The sequence below is a fragment of the Gammaproteobacteria bacterium genome (genome assembly GCA_029881255.1).
Lineage (GTDB): Bacteria > Pseudomonadota > Gammaproteobacteria > S012-40 > S012-40 > JAOUMY01.
On the sequence record JAOUMY010000002.1, the window covers coordinates 367760 to 387637 of the forward strand.

The window sequence follows — 19878 nt, forward strand, 5'->3', positions numbered from 1 at the left end:
GAATATGAAGTCGCCGCCGTATCTTTTACTCTTAGCTTTATCGATGTCTCTGATGTTCTGTATCAGTTCGGCTGTCGTGGCCAATGATACCAAGTCAGATTTCAATTTTGCGCTCGACCCTTTCGAACGTAACGCAGAACAGAAGCGGGTTCAAAGTCGCAAACCAGACCAACATGACAGCGCATTCCCTGTTGCAGAAGAACAAACACCGGCGGCTCCCAAACCTGTCGAAGCTGCGCCAGAACTCAACAATCCTCCAGTACAAGCAGTCAAACCAGAACCGACTGCGACTCCCGCACAAAACCTCGTAGTCACCGCTCCGCCGTCGGATAGTCCACCTTACTTCTATACCTTGTTTGTCGATGTGGACGGCGTGTACAAACTCCAGGGCGGTGCGAGCCAGACAGGGCATGGCATGGCGGAAGAAGGCGTGGAACCGACGGTACCTTCGCCGTCAGCTATCGTCGGCATGGCCCATTTCTACGGCGAATACGATACGGAAAAGGCCGATCTATGGAAGAACGGCACCTTTACGCTGCACGCGATTTTTCCTTTTGGCAAAACCCCGATGAACACCGTCGGTGATTTGCGCAGCGTCAGCAGCGTCGATGCAACCTATCTCAATGCCGACATGGAGATGGTCATGCCCCAACTGCAGTTGCTTGAGGCCTGGTATGAACATCGATTTCCATACAGCCGCTCCAGCATACGATTTGGCGTTGGCTATATGGGTACGGATTTTTACCGATCCAAATATTCCGGTCTGTTTTTAACCAGCGGTGTCAGCAGTATCGGTACCGAAATACTGTGGAACACTATGGCATCGACGCCACCAAACACGACGCTGGGCCTTTGGTACAAAACCGAACCCATGGAAGACTACTATCTACAAGGCGTGATCTTTGATGGCCTCCCAGATCATTCCAACCAGGTTTTTGCTCTGAAACTTTCCAATGATGAAGGGGCATTTTTGGCGATGGAAGGTGGATTAAATCGCGGCAAAGCAAAAGAGCCTGGCTATATGAAACTCGGTCTCGGCGCCTGGTATTTACACCAGAATATGGAAAAAAATGACATGGTAGGATTCTCAGGCGCGGCCATCGCAGGCAAGTTAGGAACAAGCGGCCTGTATTTCGTTGGCGAACACACCTACAACGACCAAATCGGTTTTTTCCTCAAGGCGGGAAAAGCGGCCGGGGACATCAACAAGTACCGTCAGTATTTCACGGGGGGCGTGGTATACAAAGGCTTGTTGGAGTCCCGGCCTGGTGACACAGCTGGAGTAGCAGTTGTCCAGTCGAAACTATCGCAGGCATTTCTCAATGCCAATCAGTTCGACGAAAATGATGAAGCTGTTTACTACTCCCATGAAACAATCTGGGAATTAACGTATAGCACCCAGTACAATAAATGGCTGATGTTGCAACCAGATCTTCAATACGTTATTCAACCTTCTATGCGCACGGCAAACAAAAACGCCTGGGTCGCACTATTGCGCGCGGAAATTACCATCTTCTGAAGGGTGGGTTAGCAACAGACCAACCCACCACTCTCCCATCCGGTTTGTTCTTGTATCTATAGTAATGCTATCTCTATATCTGTTGTTTTGTCGTGTAGTACAACAGCCCTATCAGGCTTGAAAGCCAAGTGAGTTTGAAACGCGAAAGGATTCTGGCTTAAACAAAGCGAGTATCGCATTCATCAAACCATACAAGGGATCCCAGCCCGTTAACGATGTCAGCAAAGTGTAAAGCGAGCCAACGACGACTGCAGTGAAAAGCACGGGTTCTATCGGTGAAACAAAAAAATAGAACAACACACCCGCGCCCAAAACCAATCGTATACTACGTTCAGCCAGCGTTACATTACCTTGCAGTCTTTCTTCCATGAGTATCTCCTTTAATAGTTGGAAATTTGCAAACCATCCTGTTTGCAGTGTGAACAAGAGCAACTCATGTACCATTTGACTTGAACATAAAATAAGCAGTTGTTTTGACGAATAAACCTGGTTTCTTATCCTTTGTTCGAAAAACGTCAGGTGTTCAAAACTGTCGTTGTTTGCACTGAAACAACTCATATGAGGTGGCGCCAGACATGGATTTCAAACTGCCTGTGCTTCAAGTTGCACAATACCTTTACGCCATAAAGCACTCGCAATAAACGCCTGAATCACACTAATGAGTACTTTTATCACCCAAACAAGATAGAACGGATAACCCAGGAGCACGCAAAAATAATAGACGCTGGGAAACAACACCAGCCACTGCAAGGCAATAATCGTAAACACCCATTTCTTTCCCTGCCCGACGATAAACAAACTTTGATTACAGATTAAAACAATCGCATCAATCGCCAATGCCAGACCGGTGATGACTAAAGGAATAACTGCCAGCGACAATGTCTCAGCATCGTCGATAAACATGCCCAGCAACATCTCTGGCATTAACCACATTGGCAGTCCTGCCAACATAAACAGTACGACTGCGAGTTTCACAACCTGATTCATGTTTGCCGCAACATTATCAAAACGATTCTGACGAATCTCGCGCCCGGAAATAGTGACCGCCGCGATTCCGATTCCAATACCGGGCATTACCACAAACAAGGATATATTCGTAACGACGGTAGCCGCGGCTAACTGCGCAGTGCCAATCAAACCGATCATGGCAAATAACACCACCATCCCCATACCAACAGACAGCTGCTGCATGCCATAGGGAATTGCAATAGTTAACAACGGCTTTATTGCCAGCGGTGAACGTTTGAGTGGTCTCGGTAAGCGTGCAAAAAGAAACACGACATAAACCATGCAACCGATGAAGGCGGATATCGCAGACGCAAAGCCCGCGCCCGACACGCCCATAGCCGGCATCCCAAAATTGCCATGGATAAACACATAGTTTAAGGCAATATTGCAGGCGTGCATGACCAGCACGGTAATCAGAAAAATTCTCGCCTGTCCCAATGCGGTCCAGTAACCACGAAACGAAAAACTCATGGCCACAAACGCGATGCCCAGGAATCGCATCTGCAAATAATTTGTCGTTTCGTCGACGACATGTGCATCGCCATCATAAAACGTCAACAACCACGGCATTGCAAAATATAAGAATAAGGTCGCAAAAGGCATGGTGACGACAAGGAAAAGCAGCGCTGAAAACAAGGGTCCGGTATCCATATCAGGCGAACGCTTGACGGTTTCACTTTGCACGGCAGTAGAAAAACCAATCGTCACGGCAAAACACAGATAAAAAATAAATGCTCCCAGTCCAAGTGCAGCGAGCGCATGTTTTCCCAGTGGCCCCACCATATAGGTATCCACCAGACTCATCAGGTTTTGCGACAACATACCGGCAGAAACCGGTAATGCAATGGCGAATATATCTTTGTGAATTTGTTTCATATCTTGTTTATTTTGCGTAAGAACTTCTTCCCGAACCAGGATTAATTGCTGCTATAATTTGCGCCATAAAGAAAAACAAACATTCAGGGGAGTCACCATGCGTTCTGTGCCTATATGGAAAAAATTTCTCAAACTTGTTGCCAGTTTAATCGGTCTGTTGCTGGCTCTCATCATTTTCAACACCTTGCAGTATCCTAGCCGACAACTGGAAACCGCACCGGCAAACACCGAAATTGACAAGATAGGCCAGTTACCACAAATGCTGAGCAAGGTGATACGCTTCGAAACGTATTCCAAACGTGCCCCTGAGCCATACGATGCCCATCCCTTCGATCAATTGCACACTTTTTTGAAGGAAGTGTTTCCACTGGTATATGAAAAACTTCAGGTCGAAGTCATTAATCAACACGGTCTGCTTTTCACATGGAAAGGCAAAAACCCTGATCTCACACCTGTGTTGTTTGTCGCTCATCAAGACGTTGTCAGTGTAGAAGAACCTCAGACCTGGGAACATCCACCTTTCTCCGGCAAGATACACGACGGCTATGTATGGGGACGCGGTGCGCTTGACGACAAGCCCGCCATCATTACACAGATGTACAACATACAGGAACTGCTGAAACAGTCGTGGCAACCCGAACGCACTTTGGTGTTTGCCTACGGACAGGACGAGGAAGTAGGAGGTGAATACGGCGCGACACAACTCGCAGCTGAACTGAAAAAGCGCGGCTACCATTTTGATGCAATTTATGATGAAGGCATGCCGATTACACAAGGCATACTCGCGGGAATCGATTCACCTGTGGCACTGGTTGGTATTGCGGAAAAAGGCTATATGACGCTGACACTAAGCGTAAATGGTGAAGGTGGTCATTCCTCCAGCCCTCCGCCCAATACAGCCGTAGGTGTACTGGCTCACGCGATAGCAAAACTTGAAGACCATCCCATGTCAGCCAGCCTCGACGGCCCTGTCGGACACATGTTTAGTACGCTTGCACCGGAAATGGGTACGGTGAAACATGCCGTCCTCAGCAATCTGTGGTTGCTAGGTGGCGTATTGGAAAAGCAATTGGCAGGCAAACCATCCACCAATGCATTAATACGCACGACTGTCGCTGCAACAATGTTTCAAGGCAGTCAGCAGGCGAACGTATTGCCACAACTGGCAGAGGCAAAAGTCAATTTCCGTCTTATACCGGAAAACTCAATCGAGCAGGTTATCCAGCACGTCAAGGACACGATAAAAGACGAGCGCGTCAATATTGAAATATTTGGCGATGCATCGGAGCCTTCAGCCGTTTCCTCTATCGAGAGCAATGCCTATATGGCGTTGAATCGTTCCATACGTGAGAGCTTCCCCGACGCCATGGTTGCGCCGACGCTTATGATTGGCGCTACCGACTCACGACGCTATAAAGATCTGGCGGACAACATTTATCGCTTCCGACCTTTGTTGCTGAATGCTCAGGATATCAAACGTTTTCATGGGAGTAATGAGCGCATCAGCATTGCCAATCTACGTCAGATGGCGGTGTTTTATCGCCAGTTATTTCAACACATAGGTGGCAAATCGGAATAAACAAAGTCACAAGTGTTAGCTCGCAGGAAACAAGCATGTTCTTGCGAGCGTCTCGCACACGAAACCTACGCTGGCTCAGGGTTCGGTTTGAGAAATAGCAAGGACACCAGCGCAGAGATCAAGGCGATTGACGCGGTAATTAAAATTGTCCACTCATAGTTGCCATACCAGTCGTGGATATTTGCGCCGATTTGTGTACTGAGAAAAGCGCCAATCTGATGCGCTAGCCAGATAAAACCAAAGGCAAACCCCTTAACTTCTTTACCAAACAAATTGAGGGTATACATCGAGGTCCCAACAACCGTGCCGAGATAGCTCAATCCAAACATCGCGGCAAACAACAACACACCAAACATATTCGGGAACAACCACAATACTCCCAGCGACGCGGCACGCAATAAATAGAAACCGGTAATTACATAACTCTTGGGAAGACGGTCACACATCCAGCCCGCGAGAAAACCACCTACTAGTTCAAGAGCGCCTAACACAACCAGCGCCGTACTCACTTGCGCCTTACTTAATCCGATGTCCTGGAAATGCGCTACCATGTGTACGTCGATAAAGGCCATGGTGACCCCGCAACCGGTAAAACCAAACATCAAAACATACAACGGTCGTACACGAAATATCTGGCGCGTGCGCTGGCCAAAAGACGTTTGTTTTGCGACGTCAACAGACGCCGGAGCATCGGCAGGCATGTAGTTTTTGACCATCAAATACAGCGGCCACAAAAAGATAATGCCTAACGCAAAATAAATTTGCTGCCAGTTATACACACCCTGGGTAAACACCCATAGCGGCGACATCACCATAAAGCCAATCGCCGCGCCATTAGTCAGAACCGCGTAAATCAAACCTTGATGTTTCTTGTCGAAGCTTTGGTCGACCAACAAGCCCATAGGAACATACGACATGGCCGTCAGACCAAAGGCCGCAACGACACCATAAAGAAAAACAAATACCCAAAAGTGATTAATCAACGCCGCGGCGACAAATGCAAAACCCGACAACGACAACCCCAGGAGTATGGTTCGCTTGGGTCCTATGCGATCGGAAAGACTGCCGACGATAGGTGAGGCAATACCAAAGGTGAGCATGAATATGGCCGCCGCCATGGCAAAGCCGCCACGGCTTTGCGCAAAGGCGTCGGCCATTTCAACAAAATAGACCTGGTAGCTGGTCTTGATACCCGAAGAGAGAAAAACTACGGCAAAGCCAATCAGTACTATCAGCAATGCATTTTTACGACTTAAAACATCTTTAGACAATCGGCTCAACCCTTAACTTCTCGCACATTACCTCTACCCTTTGATAAAGATAACAGCCAGAAAAGGATTGTCCATTGACTCTTGCGTAATCCGGATAACGGCCTATGGTTTCAAACCCAAGGCTTTCCCACAAACGATGTATACGTGTATCGGCGCGTACATCCAGGGTTAGCACATCTATCCCGACACGCTTACACTCGCGCAAAACTTCGCGCATTCCCTGTGTGATGATTTGTGGCGCCCGTACCCGCGGGTGTACAAACACCCGGGATATCTCGGCCACATGGCGACAATTCGGTAAGTGACTAGGGGTCAAAATAAGCTGACCAACAATAGCCTCTGTTCCTTTGTCGCGCACTAACATTAAACGCTTTTTACCTGCAACCAGCGCATCGGAGAGTTCTCGCATCATTTGCATACCCTCACTCTTAGGAATGGGTTCTGCAAAACCGATAGTCGTTTCTCTCTCGATAATCGTATTGGTTAAAGCCAATAATTCACGTTGCTCAGAAAAGACCAAGCAGTCTGGCCATTCAAAATAGATTTCGCGGCTTCGACTGCTTGGCAGCCGTGTAAACATTTCACTGGTTACAGCACTCACGATGACAAAGCCCTCTTGAGCAAGACCGACGATATGGTGTCATCCACCCCTGCTTTTGCGTGTTCCACTGCATAAAAAGAATCGGGAATCGCATCCGCCACTGTCGGCTCATAAAAGACTTGTCGCGAACCATCTGACGTACGACAAACTACTCTAATATCCTTACTACATGTTTTCGCAATGCTTTCCAAAATCTTGCGTTTCGGTTTGGCAAGCAAGGCAACCACAATGACATCATAAAGCGATGCATTTACTTCCTGGCCTTGTCCATGTATGACATGAATCGCATCGGACATGCCCAGTTTTTCAATGACTACACGTGACTCTTCCACTGCGTTGAGATTGTGTTCAAGACAGTCGATTCTGACGCCAAGGTGATGGTGCATACACAAGGCGGTTACAGGCATCGGGCCACTGCCGATAAACAATACACGCTCTGGTTTGCGATCTCGCAATAGATAAACTTCACGACTGATCAAACGCTCAAAACGCGCATACAGCGGATAGTCGAGATAATGTTTCACAACGCCGAGATCGAGAAAATTCACGAAACGGCGTTCCAGACGTGTTTCCCACTCACAGTACAGATCGTTGAGCATCTGTAAATCATCCTGCGTAAAGTGCAGCATGACGTGTTTTAACAATTCATCCTTATCTTCGCTCTTGAGTAGCGTTCGCTCCAACTCGCGCATATTCAGATGAAACTGTAGAAATTCCTCCTTAGACTGGAGCAGTTTCCCGGTGATAGTACGAATACTATCAACGATTCCCTGTTCTCCCTTTCTTGCGTCATCAGCATATCCCTGTACAACATCCGTTGTCACTTCCACATGCATAACAACTCCCCCTTCCCGCTTTCACGGGCAGTCTTACACGGCTCACAGGTTTAGATATAACAGGTGCAACTAGCCTCGATAGGCTTCCTGTATACCATCATAGAAACGCCAGAAGCGCGCACAAGTTTCGTGTATCGCTTCTAAGGCTTCATCTTTCTTTTTTCTGGAATCACAAATCTCGGACACAAGATCAAGGCCTTCGCGTACATGAAAAATGTCTTCATGTGCGTGTACGGAAAAGAAGGAAAGATCTTCCGGTTTGAATCCATATAATTGTGGCAATAGTTCATGACGGGCTTTACCCGCTTCTTCTTCCAGATTTTGACCTTCACTGGCAATCATTACAGCGGAAGCACCCATATGAAAGGTTTCGGGCTTCTCCACCAGATTCCAGCGGTAGTCAATCAAATCGGTCGTCGTTGCAAGTGCAGGCGCGGAATCACGTTCTTCATCACTAATACCGAGCGCGCGTAAAAAACGCTGCATCAATACTTCGTGATTGGCCGTACGTGACAACATACCGGTTTCTTCTTCATAGAGATTTATCGCGAGACGCTTGCGGTAGTAACCGACTTCGCAATTGTTATACAGCCCGCCTATGTAGCGAGCGAAATTACGTGTCAGGTGATAACCCTGCAATGCGATAAACCGCATAAGTTCAAGATTTTTAACCGGTCTTGCCAGTTCCTGGACTATTGGATGTGAAATGGTTCTGTGACTAAAGAGAGCGTCTTCGAGCTCTTTTCTAAACGCATGATCAATGTATTGATCACGGAGCTCGTTCGTTTTTTGCACGGCTATTTGCAATTGCGCGGCCATTATTTGTCCCCCACGAGAATATTGTTATAGTTTCTCAACCCCCACGTTTACTTCCTGATTATTATTTTTATTTCGCATTTAAAGTACTACCCATTCGTAAAAAACGTCAAGCCATTTAGCCCCCGTTCAGGCAATATTCAGTATTGAATCTTTTTATGGCCCACCAAAAAACTCATCAATAATAGAAAAAGAATCCTCAACTCTCTGTTTTTACATTACTTTAATTTCGAGACAGAGATAGATGACAAAGCCATTAAAAATCATCAGTTACGGAACTTTATTCAACTATCTTAAGAAATACAGATAACCTAATCCTTAAGTAGGGACATTCATTCGCGGCTCCGAAATTCGGTTACAGGGAATCTACTTCAGCCTTTGTACGGTTGTCACAAATTGGATGCCTGGATAGACTTCAAGCTGTCATGACGGACTGGCGGGTTCTCCACCCCCGGTACCACCTTGCGGGATGAGCTCAACAGGCGGTTTAGGCGTGGAAGCAGGTCTAGCATCGGGCGTTTTTTCTTTGGAAGGTTTTCCTTCTTCCTTCTCTGGTGGCGGAGCCAGCATCTTCCCCAGGGCAACCGCATTGCGCGAAACTTCAGCGTCTACACCAGCCTTGCTTGCGGCCTTTTGCGCATCCTGAGGCGAGACTCGGTTGGTGGCGACACTCATCATAAGGATATCGCCTGCCCGATCTGGCACCAGTTTGACCGTGGCTTCCAAAAGTGCGGTTTTGTCAGTGGCGAGGTCGAGCATGGGCTCCAACACAGCAACCGGTGATATTCCTGCCATAACCGCCCCCCTGATCAGCTTCTCGCTAGAGATACCGGCGGCAAGTAAATCGGCTATCGCGTTACCAGCGCCACTTCTCATGGCAATAGCGATAATCTCTTCCTCAGAGTCCATGCTGTTCAGATCTCGCATGTTTTCACTTGCTGCCAACGCTGGATGTAAACGGTCAACCATCTGCATTGCAACTTTGCCCGACGAGGCAAACCCTATCTGTCCACGTATAACGCGAGTCTGACCTGCGCGGTTTTTCAAATCAATACCACCTGACCTGACCATAAGGTACAAACCTGGTTTATCTGAGCAGACATCCGTACAGTAACTGGCAGAAAAGTCCGTTCCGTTGACACCGATATCGCCGGCCGGCGTCTTGGCCTTAAAGCTGCCTTTGTCGCGCTTGCCCATTTTGCCAGTAATCGCGCGAAAGCCGCCCTTGATCAAATCGTATTCGCTCTTATCCTCGGTTACGTTACCCAAATAACGGTACTGGCTGATCACAAAACGGCTATTGGGGCGTATGGAAAGACGCGTTTCATCCTGCATCAAAATCATGACCTGCCCACCGGGGCCAGAGACGATAATGTCTCCACCTTCCACCGCGTCACCCTTACGAACTGAAACCTTCTTGCCCGCTTCGGTGATACGTTCTACATCGCCTAATACCAGCAACACTGTGCCGGCCGCGGCGAAGACCTGGCCTGGCAGCCACATAGCCAGCGACATCAACACAAACAAGATTGTTTTTAGGGAGATAGATCCGCTCATCCGGCCTTGGATTCCATTTATGAGTACTCTCCTTATATTTCGGCTGGAATAGCAAAATTATTAATCCCATTCCAGATTGATGCATCCCCCTGTTGCCCTGGAATTGAATCCAGTATTATCACGTCCATGTCTGAGCACTCCCGTATCGTTGAATGTACCCGAAACTGGGTCGAAGAGACCGTTATTGGCCTCAATCTGTGTCCGTTTGCACGCGTGCCTCAGCAGTCGGGACGTGTTCGCTATGTGGTTAGTGAAGCACGGGACGTCGTCGAACTTATCAGTGATCTTTTACGGGAATTAGTCGCCCTACGCGAAAACAGCGTCGAGACACTGGAAACCACCTTACTCATCCACCCCTGGGTGTTGCAAGATTTTCACGAATACAATGATTTCCTTTACGATGCAGACGAGTTGCTGGAACGCAATGAATTCAGCGGTGAGTTTCAAATCGCCAGTCTCCATCCGCATTACCAGTTTGCCGACACTCACTACGATGACGCCGAAAACTATACCAATCGCTCGCCTTATCCCATGTTGCATTTGTTACGCGAGGACAGCATTACAAAAGCGCTGGAGAGCTATCAGGATCCTCAACGCATACCGGAACGCAATATTCGCCTGATGGAAAAATATGGCGCGGCAGAAATGAAAAAGCGTCTATTACGACTAATGGAAGAAAGTTAGTGCTGCACGAATCCGCATTGATTGGCATAGCGATACGTCCACCGGGAAAAAGAGACATGCTTGAGTTGCAACATGTCCGCATTACCCGTGAAATGGGAGTTGAAGGCGACAAACGAAGTCGTCCAGGAAAACGGCAAGTCACTCTCATGAGTCTTAGTTCGTGGCAGCAAGCCTGTGCAGAATTGGGAGTTGAGCTTCATTGGACGACACGACGGGCAAATCTGCTGGTTGATCAACTGCCACTCCAGGAGCAAGTTGGCGCACACATTCGAATTGGTGATTTAGTACTGGAAGTTACCGGCGAAACCGACCCGTGCAAACGTATGGAAGAGGCTTCTCCTGGCTTGCTTGAGGCACTCAAACCCGATTGGCGAGGGGGCGTCACCTGTCGCGTAATTGAAAGCGGTGACATCAATATCGGACAGACAGTCATCATGTCAAACAACGGTAGTTAATCCTTACTCGCATTATTCAATAATATTTTATCTTTACATTTAACATCCAAAAATCCCGGTCTTTTTCTTGCAACAAATTGGCGTTTTGATTCGCGATACTTATTCGTGGACGAATGACTCAAATCGATACGCATTGAAAGTTGCTCAGTTGTTTCTATACTCAGTTCGGGATTCAGCTCTGGGTTAAATATGGAGGTTATATGAAAAAATCAGTAATACTACTGTTTTCAGCATTGCTTGTGCTTGGTCTTGCAAGCGGCTGTAGTACGCAAATGACACGATACACGCAGACGGTTGATATCAGTTCTACGGACTTCTCGAAGCTCGACGGCATGAAAAAGGGTGAGGCATGTATCTCTAGGGCCTTCATCATGGTCAGCTATGACAACACCATAGAAACCGCAGCCAAGAAAGCTGGTATCACCAAGGTGATGCACGTGGAAAAGAAATACGGAAATCCGTTTTCCCCTTTCTTTCAGAACTGCACCATCGTATATGGTAAATAGGAGAATCAAACGATGAGAAAACTTGTTCTGCTAATCGCAGCAATTGCCCTGGTTTCAGGTTGTGCTATAAAAAGTTCGCATATAACTGTCATCGTTGACGGATCGAAAACAGACTATACCAAGCTGGACAAACTAAAGTCTGGCGAAGCCTGCGCTACCATGGTGCTAGGTATTCCCACATCTATGGACAAGTCAGTTTCTACCGCGGCAAAAAATGGCGGAGTTTCCACTATCAAACATATTGATGAGAAAACGTCCGACCAATTTTTTGTTAGAAAAAGCTGCACTGTCGTATACGGAAGCTAGGAGAAGATGATGACTATGAATGCACTAAGCAAAACACTGTTTCTAGGCGCAATCCTTTCCCTAAGCGGCTGTGCGCTAAAAGTGACCGATTACCGCATGGTATATGACAGCACTGGCGCTGAACTCTCTTCCATGAAGTCAGGCAAGGCCTGTTTGGAAAAAGGCTCATTTACTGGCTGGACTGGTAACGCTTCAATTGCAGAAGCAGCAAAGAACGGCGGAATCAGAACCGTAAAATTAGTGTCACACGAACTAACCAGCAAGACCGATTGCGTGATCGTCCACGGTAATTAGACTCATGTCAGAAACAAAGGGACGCTCGCTACTGGCGTCCCTTTTTTAATGCATGCGTTTTTTGATTTCCTTCTTCAAACGACGTAACAACTCTTTTTCACGCAGCACATTATCATAGCCGGTACGCAGCATCAGACGCTGGCCGGCAGACAATGCCTCTAATTCCGGATCGGCATAAATACAAAGTACCTGCGGGCAGGCGAGTTTCAAGGGTTGATTGATTTCAGGTGCATCGAGTAGATGATCGATTACCTGGATAAATCGTGTATTAAAACTACGATCCGGGTATCCCAGATTCTCATATGCCTGTTGAAATAAAGGGTAGAAATGTACATATACGGTAACCAGCTTATCAAGTGGCACTTCTTCAGCGAAGCGCAACATCGTTTCGTATCGGCGAGCATTGCGCGGCGAAATGATCAAACCTTCCTTGCCGTCCTGAAGTGGCAAGAATTGTCCCAGCGGTGGCTTCATAAACATGGTTTTCTGGGCGAGATGGCTGCGCGTCATATTATCAATACTGGCAACAAATCGATTTACCATATTGTCACGAAAAAATCGTAGTGCGAGGCTACGCTCATCAAGAAATTGTTTCAGAATTTTCAGGATACTTTTGTCGCTATTGGCCAGCGGCGGTACAGGGATGTTTATACTGAATGCAGCACTGCTTTCGGTTTGCACCGGTTTCGATTCGACCGGTGTTGACAACATGCTATCCGTATCATGTTTTTCACCATCGGCCGTTTCTTCGCTCGATTCACTTTCAAACGGCGAAGCAAAATTCGCCAACGTCCCCTCTTTCTGCTGAGTTAAATTCAAATAACTCAGCACCACAATCGCCGCAGCGATCAGCACTATGAGTGGCAGAACTAACTTCTTTTTCATGGTTTATACAAATGCCTTGGGGCAAGTCTTAGAAATAATTGCCTATTTAAGCATTATATATACCGGTAAGTGAAGCCCTGACTTTAAAAGCCGACAAGACCTGTTACGGTAGACTTAGTTGTTGCAGAAAGCGTTGGACGTCAACTGCGTCGTGATTACCCATAAACTGATTATTCGAATCCAGCAATTCGAGCACACCAGGCATAAAGGGGACGTCGGCAGCAGAATTTGGGTCTCTGGGCATGCCAAAACGTATACGATGTAAACTTCGCCATGGTGTATCCCAGGACTGTAATGCGATATCCACTCCGGCGACCGTCCCGGCAACAGGATCGTGACAGCCTTTACAGTCAAAAGGCGTTCCTTGGTAGTTCACCGATATCGTGCCTTCATACACCGACTGCCCATGTGCTGCATCCGCCGGCCTGAATGCATCGCCCGTAGCTGTACCCAAGTCTGGATGCAGGTAACGAGTGGTATCAACAACGCCTTCAACAGCGAAAGCCGCCAGTTCCCACAAATCCGGTTCTGTTAAGTGCGCGCCGAAGTTATGCACGATTTGCACGCTGCCGTCAGGCATCAAGGCTGGGAAACCATCGCGTAACTGTCGAAAGACATACTCGTTATTCCAGTTGCGCATCGACTTGAGAAATACCAGATCGCTATACCAAAACGCGATTTCTCCCTCATAGTCATATCCGTGACAATTTACGCAACGCCAGGCCTCGGCACCCGTCGGCACGACTCCACCAGTCAACACCGGATCGGCAAGATCCCATAGCGGATTGGCAACACCGACATCCGGCGTACCGCTCTCTACCGGCCAGTTATCAAACAATCGCCCGCCGCGAACGTAATTTGGTGCGAGGGCGATTTGCGCAAAGGTTAGAATATCCGCCCCCTGTGCAATACCCATATCGGGATTTCCCAGGGCCTGGATACCCACCATAAATGAACCGGCAACACCAAAACGTATCTTATGCAGAAACTCCCACGGATTTGTTTTGGCAAGAAAGTCGATAGAGCGTAGCAAAGGAAAGTTTCGACCACTGGAACCATGGCAATTAAAACTAGCGCAACCTGCACCATTCAATCCCGGCAATGCCGGGGTGCGGAACAAATACGAGCCGTTCATAACATCACCAGAAGCATTTTTGTCTGCGCTGATAAAATTGGACGGGCTTTTTTGCACTGCAAATTCGTCGCGCATCGTCATGATAAATAGCGTTAGAGAATAGATATCGTGGTCGGCCAGCTCATTGCCAAATGCGTGCTCAGCGAGATTATTGGCTGCGTCCCCATCATGAAGAAATGTCCAGATCTCGGCATCGGTGGTGTATTTGTAGGTCTTGGCGCCGTTAACAACGCCAGGTATCCCGGTGTAAAAAGGATCTGTCGTGCTTGAGAATACGCCTTCGTTACCAAGATAGTCCCAGCCATGGCAGGAGGAGCAACGAAACGTTTCCTGCCCAAGCATAGGATTGGTCGACGGCCACAAGGGGTGTGATGCGTCAAATGGCGGCGCAGTGGGGCCAGCAAACGACGCCTTCCACCAGCTCTCATATAGCAAGCCACCCATAACCATATTGGCATCGGCCAATTGTGCAGGATCGAAAACGGCTGCGGGATCGCCTGGTGGTGTTGCCATGTTCACTCTGGCCAAAACACCGTTATCGTAACCTTTCCCACTATTTCTTTCCGGTAAGGACTCACCACACGCCCATAACAAGCCAAACAGAACGACCAACACCGAACTGTATTTTGTCATCACAGTGCCTATAAACAGGTTAATCTAAAACGAAATCGACGGGAGGACTTCAGACATGTTGTTATGATGAGATGAGTTCTCTCTCCCCACAAATACTCTGTGTTTTGCTGCACGTTGTTTTTATGCAGCTAAGCTTAGCAGAAAAGAAGAATTTCACCACCATTTGGCGCAACGGTGACTCATATTAAACCAAGCTCAGGTACAGCACTGCTGTACCTGTCTATCTATGGAAGGTAGCCGCCGATGTTAACCGATGTACGATCTGCCGAAATTTGTCATCTACCTTGAAGCCCTCTTCAAGGTGGTCTAGTGACTGATCGATTCCCTCCTGGACGAGAGAAATCAGGTTCTTTTCCTGAGCTTCTGATAGCCCCCAGCTTATAAACGTAGATTCCAAACCCAGAAGCATTCCATCCATTATTCGCTGACTTTTTTCCTTGTGGAGAATTTGCTCTGCTTCAATTTCTCGCAAGGCCCGGTTGGACTCGACTATGACACGGGCCAGTATGTCGCTCAATTGTATGGCCTTCATCTTCGACTCCGCCCCTTCCACCAACATCGCCAGATGATCTCGATAACGTCCACGCTTATCATCGTCTTCCGGCATATCCTTGAGTAATAGCGAGACGCTACCATACGTAATGATACAGCGCTGACCTTTTTCTATTATGCGTTTGTCATCTTTAAGACGATACAACAGCTCTGCCTCGAGAGGCGGAACGGTTTCACCACTGGAAAGATTGACCATCCCGCCTTCGGTACGAATCTGTACGGTACACTCCACGGAAAAACCTTTTACTGCTGCAATGATCGTCCGAGCGAGATCCTTAGCCGTTTTACACGAGAAAGAATTGCGCAAGAAATCTATTAACAAGCCCTGCTCGCCCCAGCTAGTCATCGCTGTCATTGCCGTTTGCATCGCATTGGCAGAGTCTTTACTGGTATTCTCAATCAAATCCTTGCTTGAAATGGCGTGCTTAACCTTGTGTAATAACTCCTCAGGTTTGACTGGTTTCACCAGATAGTCACTGCCACCTGCCTCATACCCTGCAATAATCTCCTCGGTACTGTCGTGCGCCGAAACAAATATGACATTGGTATTTTTATGCTCACTATCGTCCTTGAGCTTTTTGCACGTCTCGTAGCCGTTCATCACTGGCATTTCAACGTCCATCAATATTACGTCTGGACGAGGCTCACGCTTTGCCATCTCCACGCCCTTCTGCCCATCAGTAGCAACCAGAATGGCATATTCCTCTTTTAGATTCTCGACCAGTACCTGTATATCCTCGGGCGAATCATCAATGATCAATACTTGTTTCTTCAGTGCACTCATAAATTTTTCCTCCAAAATTCTTTCGCCACGTTGCTGAAACATGCGCCATGCCGAATCTGTTTCGCTGTGTAATACCTGTACTACTTTCCAATTCTGACTACTCGCGCCTCTCCAACTGTTTGCGATTGCTGCTTAAGTGAACCGATGCAGCGCCTGGTTTCATCTATGTCATACTTCATCAATGATGCGTAGATATTTTCCACACCGCTGACCCACTGGCTGCTGGCGACACGCTTTAATAAGGCATCCACGCAGGTTTGCGCCATTCCAATATCGCTATCCAATAGGCCGTGAATTTCATCCAGTGTCCTGTTAAGTTGATCGCCGTCTATACTTTCTGATTTTTCCCGAGATTCCGGTTTCTTTTCCTGGCTAATCGCATCGATCGCAGCAATAACCTCTTTCAGCGCGGCTTTCAAATTGTCCATTTCGCTATAAACCGCTTCGCTGTTTTTTCTGCGACAGGACTGTTCGACGCTCGCCGACACTTGATGCAAGCGATGCGCGCCGATATTGCCACCACTACCTTTCAAACTATGGGCAACTCTAGCGGCGTCTTCCCATGCACCGTTTTCCACTAATTGCATGAGTTTCTCATCGCTACGCGCTTGCTTCTCTTTGAAGCCTTTAACAATGCGCAGATAGGCCTCGTAATTCCCCCGCAGACGACTAACACCGTCTTCAATATCTAAACCCTCTACAACAGGTAACGATGTTACTTCTTGGCTTTGTGATACTTCTTGCGTCTTGGATGTGTTAGTCACGGGCTTCACGTATTTTGAAATCTCCTGTATGACGACCTCTGGTCTGATGGGCTTGGTCACATGTGCATTCATACCCGCCTCCAAACTCCTCTCCGCATCGCCTGAAAGGGCATTTGCAGTCATCGCTAAAATCGGCAGATCTGTATATTCACCACCCAAAGAACGTATCTGTCTGGCTGCCTCAAGCCCATCCATGACTGGCATCTGTATATCCATGAGAACAATCGCATACTTCTTTCTTTGTACCTGTTCGAGTGCCTCTTTTCCGTTATCGCAAATGTCTATATCAAACCCATAGGTGAGTAATAATTCATTAGCCACCTCTTGATTGACGGTATTATCATCAACAAGTAACAAGGGGACTGAGCTGAAATCGGGATCATCCTGGTTCTTTTCGCTATGCGGGCTGTTTATACTCGCTTGCGCATTACCATACGATCCGGTAATCACATTTAGCAAATCCATATGGCGAATTGGCTTGGTCAGCCATTCATATTTGTCTGAAGCCTCATTCATCAAATGCGGATATGTCAGGATCACTAGTTTGGTATTTCGGTTTCTTTGATCGTCTTCAATTTCTTTTGCCAACAGAACACCATTGATTTTCGGCATCAATAAATCGATAAAAATCAGATCAAACGGCGTACCGGCTTTATGCTGTTTATCGATCAAGGAAAGTGCAATATCCCCGTCCTCTGCATCCATTACGCTCCTGATTCCCCTGGCCTCAAGCAAGGACATCAACACTTTCCGATAAGTCTGATTGTCATCTATTATCAATATGCGCCGACTTCTTATTTCCTCTGACAGTATATTTGCGTCTTCTCCGCCGGTAATCACTTCCATCGGAATTTCAAAACTAAAATCTGACCCTGTCCCAGGAGCGCTTACGACTTTTAACTCTCCACTCATGGCCTCGACAAGGCGTTTACATATCACCAGGCCGAGTCCTGTACCGCCATATTTTCGGGTATGAGAACTGTCCGCCTGATTAAAGGCCTGAAACAGTTTTTTCTGTTGCTCTGGTGGAATCCCAATTCCGGTATCTTGCACGCCAAACCACATGTGCCCGTTGAGCATATAGACATAAACCGCGACATGACCATCTTCGGTAAACTTAATCGCATTATTCATCAAATTGGTAATGACTTGTCTCAGACGGGTCGGATCACCACTCACCAACTGCGGCACTTTCGGATCGATAGAGCAAATTAGCTCCATACCCTTTTCATGCGCTGCTTTTGCTAGCAGAGCCGCCGTTTCCTCGACAACAGTGACAGGAGAAAAGGGAATAAATTCAAACTCCAGTTTTCCAGCCTCAAGCTTGGAAAAGTCCAGGATGTCGTTTATAACGGTTAACAACATTTCACTAGAGCCTTGCGCTGTATCGAGATAACGTTGTTGCTTGTCGCTAAGCTCTGTGCGTTCCAGTAGCTGCAACATGCCCAGAATTCCATTCATGGGCGTGCGTATTTCGTGACTCATCGTCGCGAGAAACTGGCTTTTCGCTACTGTCGCCTGCTCCGCTTCCTCTTTGGCTGAGATCAGCGCCTTATTCAGTCGTTCCTGCTCGGTCTGACGCCTGGCAGCGTAAATCAATTCTGCGCACGTTCTTAATATCGGACCGACATTTTCTGCGACACTCTGATCGAACCCACTATCGCGATTGGCGAGACCTATGACACCGAGTATTTCCTCTCCCCTGAGCAAAGGAACCCCAAGAAAATTTTTTATCTCTAAATGTGAGTCCGGAAGTATGAATTTTCTTTCGTCTCCGGCTACGTCATGGCAAATAACGTATTCCTTAGTCTCCAGTATCTCGCCAAACATCATGTCCAAATTATGTATTTCTTTTCCCACGACCCTGGTAAGATCAAAGGCATTGCGTTCTTCCTCTGATTCTCCCTGGCCGACTACCGCGTACAACTTCATGTATGGCTTTTGCGATGAGTCAAAAAGCACCTCGCCGATGAAACCGTAACGACTACCGGTAAGATTAACCATATCGGGTAACAGCCCATTGAATACTGCAGTGGGATTACCGCTACTGATAAACCATGACTGTGCCCGGTTAATCGCTTCGATTTGTTGTTCCTGTACCGAAATTCGCTCTTCTTTATTTAGTGGACGCAAGGATTCTTTTGAAAAATATTTTGATTCTGATCTACTTCTATCAGCCAATTCTTTTGTGGCATGAGTCCTATCCTGCCAAACCACTCCTGCATAAAATACCAGTGCAAGTGAAATACTGAACCCATAAAACAACATACTAACCGACTTCGCATCAGTAGTGACTTTTTCTTCGCCGCTACTAACGACAAGTAAGCGACCTGCGAGTTTGTTGTCAAGAACCAGGAGTTCCTCCAGGGCATATTGATAGATTTCCAGTTTTCTATTCGGCACGCCATCCACGGCATAGAGAATACTATCGCTACTGTCATAAACGACGATTTTTCGCCAATGGTTGTGATGCGCCAACTGTCTATCCAACAACTTTTTCAATTCCACATGATCTTCCATCCTGGTCGCGAGAATCGAAGCAAGAGTCGTAAGGATCGACTTTTCTCCGTTCACAAAGTCATTCTCAATTGAATTGACGTAGGATGGGATAAGGTAAAATTTCGATAGTAAAACGCATACCATGAAAATGGTCATGAGAGATAACGCCAATTTATACCGTTCTTTCATACGTTTTTACTTTGATTATCGGACACAGACATCGGTGATGTTGAAAAATAGTTCACTTGCAAGCTGGCGCAATGTCTAAGTTCTATTCAATAAGATCTAAACATTCAGAGTAGCCGACTAAACCAGATT

18 protein-coding genes are annotated in these 19878 nt (G+C 47.2%); 7 read left to right on the top strand and 11 right to left on the bottom strand.

Features of this window, described 5'->3' with window-relative positions; all coding sequences use genetic code 11:
- The first annotated feature begins 43 nt into the window (after positions 1 to 43).
- Positions 44 to 1519 (top strand): carbohydrate porin, encoded by a 1476-nt coding sequence (locus tag OEZ43_06750; protein MDH5545273.1) that lies wholly within the window; start codon positions 44 to 46, stop codon positions 1517 to 1519.
- A 111-nt stretch (positions 1520 to 1630) separates the two neighbouring features.
- Here OEZ43_06750 and OEZ43_06755 read toward each other — a convergent pair whose 3' ends face one another.
- Positions 1631 to 1888: a DUF2892 domain-containing protein gene (locus OEZ43_06755; protein MDH5545274.1), complete on the bottom strand. Its 258-nt coding sequence runs from the start codon at positions 1886 to 1888 to the stop codon at positions 1631 to 1633.
- 213 nt (positions 1889 to 2101) lie between these two features.
- Entirely contained in the window at positions 2102 to 3403 is a 1302-nt protein-coding gene (locus OEZ43_06760; protein ID MDH5545275.1) for an MATE family efflux transporter, read from the bottom strand.
- A gap of 97 nt (positions 3404 to 3500) precedes the next feature.
- On the opposite strand from OEZ43_06760, the gene OEZ43_06765 reads away from it, so the two are divergent.
- On the top strand, positions 3501 to 4982 hold the full coding sequence (locus OEZ43_06765) for a M20 family peptidase (GenBank protein MDH5545276.1): 1482 nt from the start codon (positions 3501 to 3503) through the stop codon (positions 4980 to 4982).
- Between the two features lie 65 nt (positions 4983 to 5047).
- On the opposite strand, the gene OEZ43_06770 is transcribed toward OEZ43_06765, so the two are convergent.
- The 5 genes from OEZ43_06770 to OEZ43_06790 form a co-directional block, all read right to left on the bottom strand.
- Positions 5048 to 6253 carry an MFS transporter gene (locus OEZ43_06770; protein MDH5545277.1) on the bottom strand — a complete coding sequence of 402 codons (1206 nt, stop codon included), beginning with the start codon at positions 6251 to 6253 and terminating at the stop codon, positions 5048 to 5050.
- The gene (locus tag OEZ43_06775; GenBank protein ID MDH5545278.1) at positions 6246 to 6854 is read right to left on the bottom strand and encodes a GNAT family N-acetyltransferase; all 609 of its coding nucleotides are present in this window, start codon (positions 6852 to 6854) and stop codon (positions 6246 to 6248) included. The genes OEZ43_06770 and OEZ43_06775 overlap by 8 nt, the downstream gene beginning before the upstream one ends.
- Positions 6851 to 7690 (bottom strand): hypothetical protein, encoded by an 840-nt coding sequence (locus OEZ43_06780; GenBank protein MDH5545279.1) that lies wholly within the window; start codon positions 7688 to 7690, stop codon positions 6851 to 6853. The genes OEZ43_06775 and OEZ43_06780 overlap by 4 nt, the downstream gene beginning before the upstream one ends.
- A gap of 69 nt (positions 7691 to 7759) precedes the next feature.
- Positions 7760 to 8509: an iron-containing redox enzyme family protein gene (locus OEZ43_06785; GenBank protein MDH5545280.1), complete on the bottom strand. Its 750-nt coding sequence runs from the start codon at positions 8507 to 8509 to the stop codon at positions 7760 to 7762.
- Positions 8510 to 8929: 420 nt separating this feature from the next.
- Positions 8930 to 10063, bottom strand: a complete 1134-nt coding sequence (locus tag OEZ43_06790) for a FecR family protein (GenBank protein MDH5545281.1) — start codon at positions 10061 to 10063, stop codon at positions 8930 to 8932.
- A gap of 126 nt (positions 10064 to 10189) precedes the next feature.
- Between OEZ43_06790 and OEZ43_06795 the strand changes: the two genes are divergently transcribed.
- From OEZ43_06795 to OEZ43_06815, 5 genes are all read left to right on the top strand, one after another.
- Entirely contained in the window at positions 10190 to 10747 is a 558-nt protein-coding gene (locus tag OEZ43_06795; protein ID MDH5545282.1) for a DUF1415 domain-containing protein, read from the top strand.
- Positions 10747 to 11202 (top strand): MOSC domain-containing protein, encoded by a 456-nt coding sequence (locus OEZ43_06800; protein MDH5545283.1) that lies wholly within the window; start codon positions 10747 to 10749, stop codon positions 11200 to 11202. Before OEZ43_06795 ends, OEZ43_06800 begins: the two co-directional genes overlap by 1 nt.
- A 200-nt stretch (positions 11203 to 11402) precedes the next feature.
- Positions 11403 to 11708, top strand: coding sequence for a TRL-like family protein (locus tag OEZ43_06805; protein MDH5545284.1), 306 nt, complete (start codon positions 11403 to 11405; stop codon positions 11706 to 11708).
- Positions 11709 to 11720: 12 nt separating this feature from the next.
- Positions 11721 to 12014: a TRL-like family protein gene (locus OEZ43_06810; GenBank protein ID MDH5545285.1), complete on the top strand. Its 294-nt coding sequence runs from the start codon at positions 11721 to 11723 to the stop codon at positions 12012 to 12014.
- A 15-nt stretch (positions 12015 to 12029) separates the two neighbouring features.
- The gene (locus OEZ43_06815) at positions 12030 to 12308 is read left to right on the top strand and encodes a TRL-like family protein (protein ID MDH5545286.1); all 279 of its coding nucleotides are present in this window, start codon (positions 12030 to 12032) and stop codon (positions 12306 to 12308) included.
- 45 nt (positions 12309 to 12353) lie between these two features.
- Here OEZ43_06815 and OEZ43_06820 read toward each other — a convergent pair whose 3' ends face one another.
- The 4 genes from OEZ43_06820 to OEZ43_06835 all read right to left on the bottom strand — a co-directional run bounded on the left by OEZ43_06820 (position 12354) and on the right by OEZ43_06835 (position 19569).
- Positions 12354 to 13193: a DUF3014 domain-containing protein gene (locus OEZ43_06820; GenBank protein ID MDH5545287.1), complete on the bottom strand. Its 840-nt coding sequence runs from the start codon at positions 13191 to 13193 to the stop codon at positions 12354 to 12356.
- A gap of 103 nt (positions 13194 to 13296) precedes the next feature.
- Complete coding sequence (locus OEZ43_06825; GenBank protein MDH5545288.1) at positions 13297 to 14961, bottom strand: cytochrome c; 1665 nt, start codon at positions 14959 to 14961, stop codon at positions 13297 to 13299.
- 220 nt (positions 14962 to 15181) lie between these two features.
- Positions 15182 to 16297 carry a response regulator gene (locus OEZ43_06830; GenBank protein ID MDH5545289.1) on the bottom strand — a complete coding sequence of 372 codons (1116 nt, stop codon included), beginning with the start codon at positions 16295 to 16297 and terminating at the stop codon, positions 15182 to 15184.
- 80 nt (positions 16298 to 16377) lie between these two features.
- Positions 16378 to 19569: a response regulator gene (locus OEZ43_06835; protein MDH5545290.1), complete on the bottom strand. Its 3192-nt coding sequence runs from the start codon at positions 19567 to 19569 to the stop codon at positions 16378 to 16380.
- Positions 19570 to 19878 lie beyond the last annotated feature (309 nt).